Origin of the sequence: Arcicella sp. LKC2W (assembly GCF_034931005.1) — a bacterium.
Lineage (GTDB): Bacteria > Bacteroidota > Bacteroidia > Cytophagales > Spirosomataceae > Arcicella.
On sequence record NZ_JAYGIN010000011.1, the window covers coordinates 224038 to 239046 of the forward strand.

Consider the following 15009-nt stretch of genomic DNA (forward strand, 5'->3'; position numbering starts at 1 on the left):
AATTATGATGAGCTTTATATTTCACTAATTTCCCTAAGAATTCTGCAGCAATCTTCCTCCCGACAACATACACAACTCCTTAAATTTCCCTGGCGTAACACCCACATATTTCTTGAAGATAATAAAGAAATAATTGGTACTGCTAAAACCCGCTTTGAAACAGGCATCACTTATGTCATTGTGGGCATCAGACAATAATTCTTTAGCAATTTTTATCCTTTCCTGATTGATAAAATCTACGGGCGTAATGCCTAATTCACGCTTAAATTGTCGGAAAAAATTGGCTTTGCTCATACAAGCTAAATCACACAGTTTTTCAATATTCAACTTTTCGGTAATATGTTCCTTAATGTATTGAATCACAAATGCAAAGCGATTGGTATTGGCGTATTTTTTGTAATTATCCACAATCAAAACTCTTGCCTGTGTTTGCATCAGCCTGATTAACAGTTCATTAATCATAAAATTGGCAAATAAATCTTTTGCCGTATTTGTCTCCGTTGATACTTTTACCAAGCGGTCAATCGTGTTGGTTACTTCAAAAGAGTTTTTAAGGTGAAATGTGTCTAAATCGATTTTCCATGAATCATGCTCTTCTATTTTAGCATATTTTTCATTCAATAAATTAACCGTTTCTTTTATCTGCTCGCTCTTGATTGCCAATGCCATACACTGCGTTGGATTTGAAAAATCCGCTTCGGGAAAATCTATCGTCATTTCCTCATTGGCTGGTACAATCACCGATTCTCCAGGAAGATACTCAAAGCCTTTTTGGTCAAATAAGTGCATGACTTTTTTGCCCCTAAACATACTGGTCAAAACAAAACTATTGAATTTCAAACGTACATTTTCACTTTGTTGATTGGTTTCAAAAATATTAAGTTCAAAATTATTAAGTGAATACACTGTCCGATTTTCTACGAGCGTAGTTAAGTCCTTCTTTGGCTTCAATGTGGGTGCCTCAGGCTTATATATCTGTCTCATCTTGTGATATTATACTAAATATTAAAGGGATAAAATAACGATTATAACACAATCTTGCTTTCACTTTATTCACAATAATAATCATCTGATACTTGTGATGCAATGGATTAATTGTACAATGAGATTATTATCAATTTTTATGAGACTATCATCAAGGATACAACAATAATCTAATATTATATACAAAAAATACAATGATACTATTGTCAAGTTTTATGATATAAAAGTAAACATAAATGGTAATAATTCAAGATAATTTTGTACATAAATAAATCACCCAAAAACAAAATACTTATTATTATTATGGAAAATACAGAATTAGATGCTCCAGTAGTAGCGAGTTTAATCACAGATAACCTTGTACCAAGACCCATTTTCAGAAATCAATACGAAAACTTTATCGGCGGAAAATGGATAGCACCCGTAAAAGGACAGTATTTTGAAAATCCATCACCCATTGATGGAAAAATATTCACTAAAGTGGCTCGTTCAACTAAAGAAGACGTTGAATTAGCTCTTGATGCTGCTCACGAAGCTTTTGCAACATGGTCTAAAACTTCAGCTACTACTCGTAGTAATATTTTATTGAAAGTGGCAGATATTATTGAACAAAATCTCAACTATCTGGCTACCGTTGAAACAATTGATAATGGGAAGCCAATCAGAGAAACTATCTACGCTGATTTACCTTTGGTAGTTGACCATTTCCGTTATTTTGCTGCTTGTATTAGAACTGACGAAGGTTCAGCGGCAGAACACGACCCAAATACACTTTCTTTGATTATTCACGAACCAATTGGTGTGGTTGGACAAATCATTCCTTGGAATTTCCCGTTATTAATGGCTACTTGGAAAATGGCTCCTGCTTTGGCAGCGGGTTGTACCATCGTAATGAAACCAGCCGAACAAACGCCAGTAGGTATTTTATGTTTGATGGAATTATTGCAAGATGTTTTACCAGCGGGTGTTTTAAACATCGTAAACGGTTTTGGTTTAGAAGCAGGAAAGCCTTTGGCAAGTTCTACGAGAATCGCTAAAGTTTCTTTTACAGGAGAAACTACTACGGGGCGTTTAATCATGCAGTACGCTTCAGAAAATATCATTCCTGTAACGATGGAATTAGGCGGAAAATCTCCAAATATTTTCTTCCCAAGCGTTATGGAAGCCGACGATGAATTCTTCGATAAATGTTTGGAAGGTGCAGCAATGTTCGCTTTAAATCAAGGAGAAATTTGTACTTGCCCATCACGTATGTTGGTGCATGAGTCTATTTTTGATGCTTTCATTGCCCGAGTTATTGAGCGTGTAAATGCTATCAAAAAAGGTCACCCATTGGATATGACAACGATGATTGGAGCTCAAGCATCAAACGACCAATACGAGAAAATTTTATCTTACTTACAAATCGGTCAGGATGAAGGAGCAGAAGTGCTTTGTGGCGGTGCAGCACATATCCAAGAGGGAGATGCAGCCAATGGATATTATATTCAACCAACTATCTTGAAAGGACACAATAAAATGCGTGTTTTCCAAGAAGAAATCTTTGGACCTGTTTGTGCGGTGACGACTTTTAAAACTGTTGAAGAAGCCATTGAAATTGCCAATGATACGCTTTACGGCTTAGGTGCTGGCGTTTGGACTCGTGATGCACATGAGTTGTACCAAGTACCAAGAGCTATCCAAGCGGGTCGTGTTTGGGTAAACTGCTATCATGCGTATCCTGCACACGCTCCATTTGGAGGATATAAAAAATCTGGATTTGGTCGTGAGAACCACAAAATGATGCTTGACCACTACCGTTCTTGCAAAAATATGTTGATTTCTTACGACAAAAAGGCTTTAGGATTCTTTTAAAATGAAACTATAAAAGATTGGTCGCCAATAAAATTAGACCACGGATAAAACGGATTGGACAGATTTTCACAGTTTTTTTATTTCATCCGACTGTGCATCCCAATATAAATCCGTAAAATCTGTGGTCTAATTTTATTGGCTATAAATAATTCATAATTCCACAAAACAATGGACAAAACACCCAGAGTTTTATTAACTGCCAAGGCAGAAGAATTAATTGACCGACTTCGGGCAGAACATGGCGAGATTATGTTTCACCAAAGCGGAGGTTGTTGTGATGGTTCAGCACCGATGTGCTTTACAGTTGGAGAATTTTTGACGGGGATAAATGATGTGCTACTTGGAAAGGTACACGGCTGTAATTTTTATATGAGTGCTTTCCAATTTGAATACTGGCAATATACCCAACTGATGTTAGATGTAGTGGAAGGCAGAGGTGCAAGTTTTTCGTTGGAAATCCCGCTTGGATTACGCTTCATTATTTATTCACAAGTTTATACAGAAGAGCAATTGAAAAACCTTTGTACAATTTATGATGGCGAAGGAGATGAGTTAATTTATAATCAGTCATAAAAAAAGGCTTCGTTTGCTACGAAGCCTTTTAATTTTATTTCGGAACTATCTACAATTTGTCGCAGAATAAAATTAGCCCACAGATTGTACTGATTCAACGGATTTACACGGATAAATTTAAAGAAAAATCAGTGTAAATCTGTTTTATCTGTTCTATCCGGGGTCTAATTTTGTCTTGCGACAAATTGTAGATAATTCCGTTTTATTTATGCCTCCACAATTGGTTCAGCTTCTGGAAAAAACGAATGTAATCTTAATAAAATTGATTCGACCACCGCATCAGGACAAGATGCTCCACAAGTTAGCATAATCGTCACTTGTGCTTTTTTAGGAATAAAATCTTTCGTTATTTTCTCAATTTTTGCGTGTAAATCAAAGTGGCTGATAAGATTTTCAGATAAGATTTTCTCTGCCGAAGAAATAAAATAGGTCGGTAACTTATGCTCACAAAGTTCAACCAAATGCGAAGTATTAGAAGAATTATATCCACCAGCTACAATTGCTAAATCTGCTTCTTCTTTCAATAATCCATACGTTGCACTCTGGTTATCATTGGTTGCATAACAAAGAGTATCACGAGTATCAGCAAAATAGGCGGTTACATCTGTTCCTTCAATATTATGCTTCTGAATCATCATTTGCTTTAGATAATCGGCAATCCCCTGTGTATCAGACGCTAACATAGTGGTTTGATTCACAACACCGATTCTTTGTAGGTCTTTTGTTACATCAAATCCCTCCGAAAATTGTCCCGCAAATTCTTCGTAAAACTGTTCCGAAGTTTTTTCACCCGTCATATATTTGGCTAATTCTACGGTTTGAGCCATATTTTTCACCACAATCGTCGGAGCATTTTCCTTTGAATGTGAAAACGTTGCACGAGTTTCTTCATGCGTTGGCTTACCGTGAACTACGATTGTATAATCTTTCTGCCCAATTGCGGTGGCACGATTCCAGACTTTTTCTACAAACGGACAAGTTGTATCATATTGATAAGCATTAATCCCAATTTCTGAAAGACGATTCTGAATTTCAACGGTTGTTCCAAATGCAGGTACAATTACGACATCTTCAGAAGTAAGTTCTTCCCATGCAATCAGTTGATTTCCAGCCGTATCCATGATAAATTTCACGCCACGACTCAATAAATCTGCATTTACGTCAGGGTTATGAATCATCTCAGAGAGCAAGAAAATCCGTTTATCAGCATTTTGCTCAATGGTTCGATACGCAATTTCTACGGCATTCTCTACCCCATAACAGAAACCGAAATGCCTTGAAATCAAGAACTTGACCGTTCCATAGTCCAAAACAGTAGGCGTGTAATCTTTCTTGAGCTTATCCTGCAGTCGGCGAGTTTCTTTAATACCGCCAATGATACTACTTTTATATAAGTCAGGTATGTGAAATGCCTTCATTTTCTTCATTTTTTTTCGAGCATTGTCCGCTTCGGGAGCATTGACTCGAAACCGTTTAATATTAGAAGAATTACTAATTACCTCCATTTGTTTAAACAACTTTTTTGATTAACAGTTTTGAAATAAGACTAAAAAAATGTTTTTGTTTAATATTTCATATAAAAAACATCACAAAACACCTGATTGTCAGTATTTTAAAATTTAGTCATCAAAATTAGTCTCTATTTTATTGATTAGGTGAATTTTAACGAAAATAATTATAACAAATGTCTCGAAAAACTGTTTTAAAGCACAAAAATTATGATGTCCATTCAGTTACATCGGTGTCTCCATTAGGAAAAATCAACGCCAATATTGCCACTTGGGTCATGCAAAGTGCCATGCAAGGAAAGTTTCTGACGGTTGCTTTGTTTAAAACAGATTACACAATACAATTAGTTCGTGAAAGTATGATACTGAATGTCAACTTATTAGCTCAAGACCAAGCCAAAAAACTAATTCCAAAATTGGGAAGAAAAAGCGGATTAACCTCAAATAAGTTTATCAACCTTCCATTTGAAGTGGATGAAAGAGGTTGCCCATTTTTGACAGAGGCAATTGGTTATGTTCAATGTAAATGTGTGGGTAGTATCGACTCTGGCGACCATGAGTTATTTGTTTGTGAAGTATTAAAACAAGTAACGCTAAATCCAGATAAAGAAGTTTTGACAAATAATTACCTTCGGGAGAATGGATTGGTGAGGGGCTGAGGTTTTCAATTTTAGGCAAATGAGAATAATTTTGCTCAATTTAAAAGTCAATTACTCATTAGATATAATCAATAGCCATGATTATTCCTTTTTTTTTATCAAATAATTATATTTTCTACTTTAAAATTGAACTTTTGTAAGAAAACAGTCCATTTTAATTCCAAGTATTAAATGGATAATGTATTTTTACAGTATCGAATGATATGAGTAGAAATAACTGTAACCAAAATATGTCTTTTCAAAGAAAAACCAAAATTGTAGCCACTGTTGGTCCAGCTTCTGAGTCCAAAGAAATGTTGACCAATTTCGCCAAAGCGGGTGTAAATATTTTCCGTCTGAACTTTTCTCATGGTACACACGAAGACCACCTAAAAAGACTTAAAACTGTCAGAGAAATTTCTGAGGAATTAGACACCAATCTTTCAGTTCTTCAAGATTTACAAGGGCCAAAAATCCGTACCCAATTAGTTGAAAACAATGGGGTAGAAATCAAATCAGGTAATTTACTTACTTTCGTGATGGATGAAACCTTAATGGGAACTTCTGAGCGTGTTGGTACAACTTATACTTCTATGTATTTGGATGTAAATGTTGGCGAAAGAATTTTGATGGATGATGGTAATTTAGAAGTTAAAGTATTAGCCATTGATAAAGAAAAGAAAGAAGTAATTACCGAAGTTATCTATGGTGGAATCCTGAAATCTAAAAAAGGTATCAACTTACCTGGAACAAAGGTTTCATTGCCATGTTTGACTGAAAAAGATATTAAAGATTTGTATTTCGGTTTAGATAATGGCGTTGACTGGATTGCCCTTTCGTTTGTTCGTACTGCGGCTGATATTCACGACATTAAAGACAGAATCAAAGCCTATGGTAAAAACACGAAGGTAATTGCTAAAATTGAAACGCCTTTTGCTATTGATAATTTAGACGAAATCATTGAAGCAACTGACGCAATTATGGTTGCTCGTGGAGATTTAGGTGTTGAAATTGACGGTGCAAGAGTTCCACATTTACAGAAATTAATGGTTGAGAAATGTACTTTGGCAGGCAAGCCTGTTATTGTGGCAACTCAAATGTTGGAGTCGATGATTAGTAATCCAGTTCCAACACGTGCAGAGACTTCTGACGTTGCGAATGCGGTACTTCAGGGTGCTTCAGCAACGATGTTGAGTGGCGAATCAGCTTCGGGTGCTTATCCGTTAAAAGCCGTTGAAACAATGGCTCACATTCAAGAAGTGGTTGAAGAACAACAAAATGAAATCAAAATTGTAAAAGGTGATGAAGCTTCTATTTACTTCAAAAACCACTCTTTGATGAATAGTGGTTCTAAATTCCCTTTGAATGACCGTATGATTGCGGGTGCTTGCCGTTTGGCACGTGATACAGAAGCAAAAGCAATTTTGTGTATCACCAATAGCGGTTATACAGCATTCCGTTTATCAGCTCACCGTCCGAAAGCTAATTTGTATATTTTCACTTCTAATAAAGCTGTGAAAAACGAAATGGGTTTATTATGGGGAGCTAATGTTTTCTATTACGAATCTTTAGGAAAAGACGTTGAAGCAACTGTAAAAGGAATGACAGACATCTTAAAATCTAAAGGTTTATTGACTAAAGGAGATACTTTTGTAACAACTTTAAGTGTACCTTCAAATCAAGATTTAAAAACGAATACGGTTCAATTAGGAACAGTAGAATAGTTTTAACGATAAATTTAAAAAGCCTCGTAAATTAATTTTACGAGGCTTTTTTTGTTTACACGTATTCTCTCTTTAATCATGAATTCTAAATCTCAAAATCCTATGCAACTGTATTTTAGTCCGAACCGTCTGTGATAGTAATACTAAAACTTTAAAATCATGAATAAGGTAATTACGATATTACTCAGCTTCAGCATATTCTCAACTTATGCACAACAAACAATCAGCGATTGGAAATATCAAAAAGATATGAGTTCCAATCCTCAAAATTTTATAAAAGCAGGCAAAAAAATCTATTTCGTAGCTACTACGCCTGAATACGGGCGTGAACTTTGGGTTACGGAAGGCACTTCGGAATCTACTAAATTGGTGAAGGATATTATGGTAGGTGAGAATAGTGGATTAGTTGAACCCGCTAATTTTTATAACTACACTAATTATAACTTTGTGAATAATGTAGCTCCGCTTGAAGATGGAACACTTTATTTTGTAGCCTCTGACAACCCCAATGAAAAACCTAAAATTTGGGTAACTGATGGAACTGAAAAAGGGACGAAAATCTATCAGAATGAGGTGAAAGGAACACTTTTTCATACAGGGGACGAGTTGGTAGAATATGAAACCACCCTACTTGGTAAAATGATTATATACCGTAAAACAAACAAAGTAGATACAATTTCAGTGATTGGAAAAGCGAGTCCAATTTTAAGAAGTGGCTCAATGTTGACATTGGGAATGTATGGCAGTGAAACACCTGAACGATATTTCTTCATGATTTCGATAGATATGAAAGATGCCAAAGTGAAGGTCAAAACGCCTATATTGTATTTTCAAGATGGATTCCGAAACACAACCTTGTGGGATGGTGATATGTTCGCAACTCATAACAATAAAGTGTTTCGGATGAATACAAAAACGGGCATTTTGGATACTTTATTTGTGGGTAATAAAAATTCTAATCTCAACGTCCAGTCGCTATATTCTACCAATCAGAAGTTATATCTTACCGTAAGCAATAAAGTATATTACTTGCAAAGTGATAAGTTTTTACCTACGGATAATACCGTGCTTGAGGATGTGCTAAGTCTTCCGAGTGGTACGTATGAAGAGTATGTAGTAACATCTTATGATGCTAAGAATGATATACTGTACAGTTTTAGAAATGAAAACAATTGGAAAGACCTCAAAGTGAAGGGAATTAGGCTTTCTGATAATAAATTAGTGAAAGATTTTAAAATACCTTCTTTCAGTTCGATTTCGAATTATACAGCTTATTCTTCTTCCAGAAATGTCTCCGAATTTACGAAAAACAAAGTTTTTGTATCTGCAACAAATGAACCCTATGGAATGAAAATTTTAGATATTTCGAATGAAAAAATAGTTGATTTTAAATTTACTGCGATTGAAATCTACTACGGAATTTCAAACCGTAACTATGTAAATATTGCTGATACAGATAATTTTTTAATGAGTGACCCTGACCCATCCAAAATTACGGATAGAGAATTATATTTATTTGATAGTCAGACAGATAATGTAAAGTTATTAAAAAACATCAATACCACAGGAATCTCAACGCCAAAGGTTTATACCACTACTTTCAATGGCAAATTAGTCCAAGTATATAGTGGTGAACAGGGAATTATGCTTGGGGTTTCGGATGGAACCAAGGCTGAGACGAAGGATTTGAAATTATTGGTGAAGAATTATAGTATTCAATCTATAAATAGAGTGGAATTTCAAGAAATTAATCAACGGCTTGGCATTTTACTACTTACTCGTAATGCGAACAATAATAGTGCTGATTCGACATTTTGTTTTGCAATTGATAAAAGTTTTGTAAATATTACCAAATTAATTTCTGAAGCAACTTATATTAATGAGTATAATGCACAAACGCAAAATATACGAGTTTCAAAATTTTATAAAGACCGATTGGAAATAGATGTTTATCATAAAATACCTGTTGCTGGCTATACATTAACTCCAAACAGGTACATAACCGATTTAACCCTTCAAAATACATCATTCTTAGAGTTTACTAAATACCCAATATTGACAAATGATAATTTTAGCATAATTTCAGGAGTAGTACTCGGCACATATCTTTACCAACATCGTAAATACTTGGCAAAATATGATTTAAAAACCCTGAAAGTTGATACTATTTCTAATGCACTTGCTCAGTCTTATGTAGGAAATGAAACTTTACATATAATAGGCGATAAAGTCTATTTCCGTACAGAAAGTTCAAATAAATGGTATGTTACTGACGGAATTACAACGCAGGAAATCGTTGGCGTGAACACTATTTCAAGACCTATCAAAATAAATGGGAAGACTTTATTTGTTGAAAACTATAATAAAGGTTATGTTACCCCGAATGTGAATAATCAAAACTTTATTTACGATTATTCTATCTTGCAATTAGATAATAATGTGGCAAAACGAATATTTAGTACAACCGCTGTAACTCAATTCTATCAAACTTTCACAGAAAAAATCTGGGACTTTAAGGGTAAAACGTATTTAATTCTCAACATTCCACCTCAATATCAAAGCAATAAATACATTACCCAATTTTATGAAATAAAAGCAGACTTTTCGTTTGTGAAGGTGTATGAAGTGGAGGAAAATTTATCTGACCTTTTGATTTTGAGTAAGGGAATCGTTTTCGAAAAAATTGAAAATGATGTACAAGTATTTTCTGTAATGAATGATTCTTTTCAACCCAAAGTTGTGTATCGTTCAAAAACAAAGGATAGACTTCAATATGAGCCTTCCATTGATTACAGTTCAAAAAAATACTTCGCTTTTTATAGTGGAAGTATGTTTGTTACCGATGGAAGTGTTGATGGAAGTATAGAATTATTAGACAATAACATCAATACAGGAATTGCTTACCAGTTTTTCAGTAACTATAAAATTGAAAATAATTCAGATAAATTCTTCTTCTCATTTTTCCCTGCAACTGAACACGGCGTTAATTTATGGATTACTGATGGCACAAAAAATGGAACTATTCAACTGATTAATCAAAAAGTAAATACTGACCGTGATTTAGTTTACGCCAATGAACTTCTTGGAAAGTTAGGGAATAAATATTTTTTCAGAAAACCAAGTGCAAACTCACTTGAATATGAAGTATGGACAACAGAAGGTACGCCTTCAACCACTCAAAAATTAAAAGATGCTGACGGTAATATTTTATCTCAACCCATTTTGCCTTATTACGATTCTAAAGGCTGGCAAAACCTCCCCAAAATCAACAATAAACTCTATTTCTCTCGTCAAACCGAAAAGAATGGTTATGAACCTTGGGAAACTGACGGCACTCCAGAAGGCACAAAAATGATAGGTGATTTAGTAAAGGGTATTCAAAGTTCAAACCCTTATCAGTTTGTTGAAATCAATCAGTTGCCTTACTGTATTGCTACCGAGGAAAATAAATCGTTACAATTGTGGTCGTTTTGTAACCCAAAAGTATCATTAAATGTGGATAAATTCTCTTCCATTTACACCGAGGAGATCAAACTATTAGCAACCCAAAATAATGACTGGAAGTATCAATGGCTCAAAGATGGTAAGGCATTGGATAAAGCAAATACTACGACTTTCACCGCCACAGTTTCGGGAACGTATCAGATAAAAATAGAAGATAAAATTGGTTGTACCAATGTGTCTGATTCTATCGTGATAAACTTCGCCCAAAAGATTTTAGCTAATGAAGAATTAACGGATGAATTTGAGTTGAATGTCTTTCCAAATCCAGCCCAAAATGATTTAAACGTAATTTTTAATAAAAAAAGTAAAGGTGTTTTCCATGTAAGCCTTTATGATTTATCGGGTAATTTGTTAATAAATCAGGATGTTCAATCGAATACTACAAATACTATTTCAACTCAAAATTTGAGTTCAGGGATGTATTTTATTCGGTTAACGAATGGGGAAAAACAGACCATTCGGAAAATAATGAAGCATTAGAAATGAGTTTAAATCTATGTAGAAAGAGTTTTATACAAAACCACTTCATTAAAATACGGAACTATCTACAATTTGTCGCAGAATAAAATTAGACCACAGATTGTACTGATTCAACGGATTTACACGGATAAATTTAAAGAAAAATCAGTATAAATCTGTTTTATCTGTTCTATCCGTGGGCTAATTTTGTCTTGCGACAAATAGTAGATAATTCCGTAAAATATATCATTCCTTTTGGGTGAAGAATTTAAAAAGCCTTGTGAATTAATTTCACAAGGCTTTTTAATAAATCAGGATATATCTTCTTAAAAATTTCTCTCGCCAGCTTCTCTTTTCCCCAACATCACCGCTCCAACCATTGCCACAAAAAACAATACTGAAACCAATTCAAATGGTAAAACGTAATCACGATATAAAATCTTACCTAAACTCTCCACCATACCAGTTTGTGAGCTATAATTAGCAATGATTGCATCTCCTGATAAATCCATTTTACGAGTTGCCGCTACCATAATTACTAATAAGGTTCCTCCTAATATTGCACCTGCTAATTTGGTAAGTGTGTTTTTGGAGTCTGGCATATTTTTCCTCAAATCCATCATCATGATTACAAAAAGGAATAATACCATGATTGCTCCTGCGTAAACGACAATATTCACCGCCATCAAAAACTGTGCATTCAACAACACATAATGTCCTGATATACAGAAAAATGTGAATACTAAATACAAAACGCTATGGATTGGGTTCTTTGACAAAACCACCATTAAAGCACTCAAAAGCGTTAAAGCTGTTAAAAAATACCAAAAATTCATGTCTTTTTAAGGTATTAGGTATTAGGTATTGGGTATTAGGCAATTATCCCTATTATCAATGCTTAACCCTAAGATTTATTAATTTCCTTGATTACTGATTGCTGTTAATTGATAACTAAAATCATTTCCAGCCTTCTCTTAAATAACGGTTGTCCATTTTTTCTACCAATTTATCTTTCCCGAAAATTACTTCAGAACGGTCTTCAAAAACAGGTACCATTTTATCATGTTGTAGATAGATTGCTTGTTTAGGACAAGCTTCTTCACAAAGTCCACAAAAAATACAACGAAGCATATTAATTTCGTAAACGCTTGCATATTTCTCCTCACGATATAAATGCTCTTCGCCTTTTTTACGCTCATCGGCTACCATTGAAATTGCTTCCGCAGGACACGCAACTGCACATAAACCACAGGCAGTACAACGTTCAGCTCCTTCTTCATCACGTTTCAAGATGTGATGTCCACGAAAGACTGGACCTAAATAACGTTTTTGTTCAGGATAACGAATGGTTACTTTTTTAGAAAAGAAGTGCTTTAAAGTTGTACCCATACCACCAACAATAGCAGGTAAATAGATACGCTCTGCAAAAGTCATTTCTCCTTGTTCTAAGACTTTGGTTTTATTACTTAACTTCATATTTCTAATTTGAAAATTATGCTGTTGCTAATTTTTTCTTTTTATACTGTGTTTGGCTATAAAATGCCGTTACAACTAACATTAAGGCAACGCCAACCCACGACAATAAAACTGTCATCCAGTTTGAACCTTCTCCGTTTACGGTAAATAACATCGTTGCACCTGTCAGAACAACATTGAACATTGAAAGTGGAATTAAACCAGTCCAACCTAAGCCCATTAATTGGTCATAACGGAAACGTGGTAATGTCCAACGTACCCACATAAATACAAATACGAAGAATAAAGCTTTTCCAATTAAAGCACCTACGCCTAAAAGAGCGGCGATGTTCATTCCAAATTTATCCAATACAAATTCATAACCTGGGTAATCATATCCTCCAAAATATAGCGTTGCCATTACCGCTCCCGAAATGAACATATTGATATATTCTGAGAACAAATAGAAACCTAATTTCATAGAAGAATATTCTGTGTGATATCCACCGATAAGTTCCGTTTCACACTCAGGTAAGTCAAATGGTGTACGGTTACATTCAGCAAAAGCACAAATAATAAAAATAACGAATCCTAATGGTTGGTAAAGAATATTCCAGTGTCCGTTTTGTTGAACTTCAACGATTGATTTTGTAGAAAGTGAACCCGACAACATCAAAATCGCAATAATAGAAAGCCCCATTGCTAATTCGTAAGAAATATTCTGAGATGCCGCACGGATTGCTCCTAACAATGAATATTTATTATTTGAAGCCCATCCACCAATCAATATTCCATAAACACCTAATGATACAATACCGAATACCCAAAGGATACCAATATTCACATCAATTCCTTGTAAATCAAGAAACACATCATTTCCTAAATCTAATTTATCTCCAAAAGGAACAACTGCAGAAGTCATCAAAGCCGTAAGCATTGACAAACACGGAGCCACGATAAATAACCATTTATTTGATTGAGAAGGAATAAAATCTTCTTTCATGAACATTTTCACGGCATCTGCAAGAGGTTGTAAAATCCCGAAAGGTCCTGCACGGTCTGGCCCAACACGGTCTTGCATAAAAGCCGCAATGATACGTTCAAAGTATGTTGAATAAGCCGCAACGCCCAAAGTAATGGCAAAAATAACGCCTACGTAAATAGCTTTTGCGGTAAATAAGGTTGATGTAATTTCCATATTTTTAGGGGTTAGGGGTTAGGTTTTAGGAATTAGGTTTATTTACTAAATCCGAAATCAAAACTCCCAAATCCAAAATCAATTTAACTGTTTCTTGGGTGCTAAAAATGAGCGGTCACGATTGTCGTCAATTTGCTTATATTGTTCAGCAGCTTGTTTCAATGGGAAAGCAGGTGTTATGGTACTTGCTCCGTATTTATTAGCTGAAATCACTGAATTTCTTGCAATTGTTGTTGGTCCTTCCAAAGTCCAATCAGACGTTTTTTTACGCTCGAAACGGCAAGTATTACAGATAAATTCTTTTACTTCTCCCCACTCGTTTTTACGTGCTGTTACTCTGATAACTTCGTCACCTCTATACCAAAGTGTTACTTTTCCAGAACATTTACCACAACTACAACTTGCTTCTTCTGGTTTTGAGAACCAAACACGGCTTTTGAAACGGTAAGTTTTATCGGTTAATGCTCCAACTGGACAAACGTCTATTACATTTCCAGAGAAATCATTATCAATTGCTTTCTCAATATAGGTACTGATTTCAGCGTGGTCACCACGATTCATAACCCCATGTACACGTCCATCCGTAATTTGGTCAGCCGTATAAACGCAACGGTAACACAAAATACAACGGTTCATATTCAATTTGATGTATGGGCCTAAATCAACTGGTTCAAAAGTATTACGCTCTTCAACCGTACGAGTTTTTGAAACACCATGTTCAAATGAGAAATCTTGTAAATGACATTCTCCTGCTTGGTCACACACTGGGCAATCCAACGGGTGATTTAACAACAAGAATTCAACAATACCTTTACGAGTTTCTAATACTTGTTCGTTGATAGTATTTTCCACAATCATACCGTCTTGTACTTGCGTAATGCACGAAGGTACAAGTTTTGGCATTGGACGTGGGTCTTTTTCAGAACCAGCGGTTACTTTTACCAAACAACCACGACATTTACCACCCGAAGCCTTTAAAGGTTCGTAGTAGCACATCGCAGGTGGAGCAATATGTGGCCCAATTTGACGAGCCGCATTCATGATGGTAGTTCCTGGTTCTACGTCAATCGTAATATTATCTATTGTAACTTTCATTTTCTCAAAATTTCAAA

At 35.0% G+C, this 15009-nt stretch carries 11 protein-coding genes; 5 read left to right on the top strand and 6 right to left on the bottom strand.

Annotated features, from left to right (window positions below):
- Positions 1–33: 33 nt before the first annotated feature.
- The gene (locus tag VB796_RS10640; protein ID WP_323346518.1) at positions 34–984 is read right to left on the bottom strand and encodes an AraC family transcriptional regulator; all 951 of its coding nucleotides are present in this window, start codon (positions 982–984) and stop codon (positions 34–36) included.
- 303 nt (positions 985–1287) lie between these two features.
- On the opposite strand from VB796_RS10640, the gene VB796_RS10645 reads away from it, so the two are divergent.
- Positions 1288–2838, top strand: a complete 1551-nt coding sequence (locus VB796_RS10645) for an aldehyde dehydrogenase family protein (RefSeq protein WP_323346519.1) — start codon at positions 1288–1290, stop codon at positions 2836–2838.
- A 168-nt stretch (positions 2839–3006) separates the two neighbouring features.
- On the top strand, positions 3007–3411 hold the full coding sequence (locus VB796_RS10650) for a DUF779 domain-containing protein (protein ID WP_323346520.1): 405 nt from the start codon (positions 3007–3009) through the stop codon (positions 3409–3411).
- Positions 3412–3617: 206 nt separating this feature from the next.
- Here VB796_RS10650 and VB796_RS10655 read toward each other — a convergent pair whose 3' ends face one another.
- A complete protein-coding gene (locus VB796_RS10655) occupies positions 3618–4829 on the bottom strand; it encodes a 4-hydroxy-3-methylbut-2-enyl diphosphate reductase (RefSeq protein WP_323346565.1) in 1212 nt (403 codons plus the stop codon).
- Positions 4830–5095: 266 nt separating this feature from the next.
- On the opposite strand from VB796_RS10655, the gene VB796_RS10660 reads away from it, so the two are divergent.
- From VB796_RS10660 to VB796_RS10670, 3 genes are all read left to right on the top strand, one after another.
- Complete coding sequence (locus tag VB796_RS10660; protein WP_323346521.1) at positions 5096–5578, top strand: flavin reductase family protein; 483 nt, start codon at positions 5096–5098, stop codon at positions 5576–5578.
- 230 nt (positions 5579–5808) lie between these two features.
- Positions 5809–7281 carry a pyruvate kinase gene (gene pyk / locus VB796_RS10665; RefSeq protein ID WP_323346522.1) on the top strand — a complete coding sequence of 491 codons (1473 nt, stop codon included), beginning with the start codon at positions 5809–5811 and terminating at the stop codon, positions 7279–7281.
- A 159-nt stretch (positions 7282–7440) separates the two neighbouring features.
- Positions 7441–11265, top strand: a complete 3825-nt coding sequence (locus tag VB796_RS10670) for a T9SS type A sorting domain-containing protein (protein WP_323346523.1) — start codon at positions 7441–7443, stop codon at positions 11263–11265.
- A 305-nt stretch (positions 11266–11570) separates the two neighbouring features.
- Here the strand turns inward: VB796_RS10670 and VB796_RS10675 are convergent, their stop codons facing one another.
- The 4 genes from VB796_RS10675 to VB796_RS10690 form a co-directional block, all read right to left on the bottom strand.
- Complete coding sequence (locus VB796_RS10675; protein ID WP_323346524.1) at positions 11571–12080, bottom strand: NADH-quinone oxidoreductase subunit J; 510 nt, start codon at positions 12078–12080, stop codon at positions 11571–11573.
- A gap of 121 nt (positions 12081–12201) precedes the next feature.
- Entirely contained in the window at positions 12202–12720 is a 519-nt protein-coding gene (locus tag VB796_RS10680; protein ID WP_323346525.1) for an NADH-quinone oxidoreductase subunit I, read from the bottom strand.
- A 16-nt stretch (positions 12721–12736) separates the two neighbouring features.
- On the bottom strand, positions 12737–13897 hold the full coding sequence (nuoH, locus tag VB796_RS10685) for an NADH-quinone oxidoreductase subunit NuoH (RefSeq protein ID WP_323346526.1): 1161 nt from the start codon (positions 13895–13897) through the stop codon (positions 12737–12739).
- A gap of 78 nt (positions 13898–13975) precedes the next feature.
- Positions 13976–14992, bottom strand: a complete 1017-nt coding sequence (locus VB796_RS10690) for a 2Fe-2S iron-sulfur cluster-binding protein (protein WP_323346527.1) — start codon at positions 14990–14992, stop codon at positions 13976–13978.
- Between the last annotated feature and the right edge of the window lie 17 nt (positions 14993–15009).

What these genes read in the sequence shown, in the direction of transcription:
- VB796_RS10640 (WP_323346518.1), bottom strand. Translation starts at nt 984, where the DNA reads ATGAGACAGATATATAAGCCTGAGGCACCCACATTGAAGCCAAAGAAG.
- VB796_RS10645 (WP_323346519.1), top strand. Translation starts at nt 1,288, where the DNA reads ATGGAAAATACAGAATTAGATGCTCCAGTAGTAGCGAGTTTAATCACA.
- VB796_RS10650 (WP_323346520.1), top strand. Translation starts at nt 3,007, where the DNA reads ATGGACAAAACACCCAGAGTTTTATTAACTGCCAAGGCAGAAGAATTA.
- VB796_RS10655 (WP_323346565.1), bottom strand. Translation starts at nt 4,829, where the DNA reads ATGAAGGCATTTCACATACCTGACTTATATAAAAGTAGTATCATTGGC.
- VB796_RS10660 (WP_323346521.1), top strand. Translation starts at nt 5,096, where the DNA reads ATGTCTCGAAAAACTGTTTTAAAGCACAAAAATTATGATGTCCATTCA.
- pyk (WP_323346522.1), top strand. Translation starts at nt 5,809, where the DNA reads ATGTCTTTTCAAAGAAAAACCAAAATTGTAGCCACTGTTGGTCCAGCT.
- VB796_RS10670 (WP_323346523.1), top strand. Translation starts at nt 7,441, where the DNA reads ATGAATAAGGTAATTACGATATTACTCAGCTTCAGCATATTCTCAACT.
- VB796_RS10675 (WP_323346524.1), bottom strand. Translation starts at nt 12,080, where the DNA reads ATGAATTTTTGGTATTTTTTAACAGCTTTAACGCTTTTGAGTGCTTTA.
- VB796_RS10680 (WP_323346525.1), bottom strand. Translation starts at nt 12,720, where the DNA reads ATGAAGTTAAGTAATAAAACCAAAGTCTTAGAACAAGGAGAAATGACT.
- nuoH (WP_323346526.1), bottom strand. Translation starts at nt 13,897, where the DNA reads ATGGAAATTACATCAACCTTATTTACCGCAAAAGCTATTTACGTAGGC.
- VB796_RS10690 (WP_323346527.1), bottom strand. Translation starts at nt 14,992, where the DNA reads ATGAAAGTTACAATAGATAATATTACGATTGACGTAGAACCAGGAACT.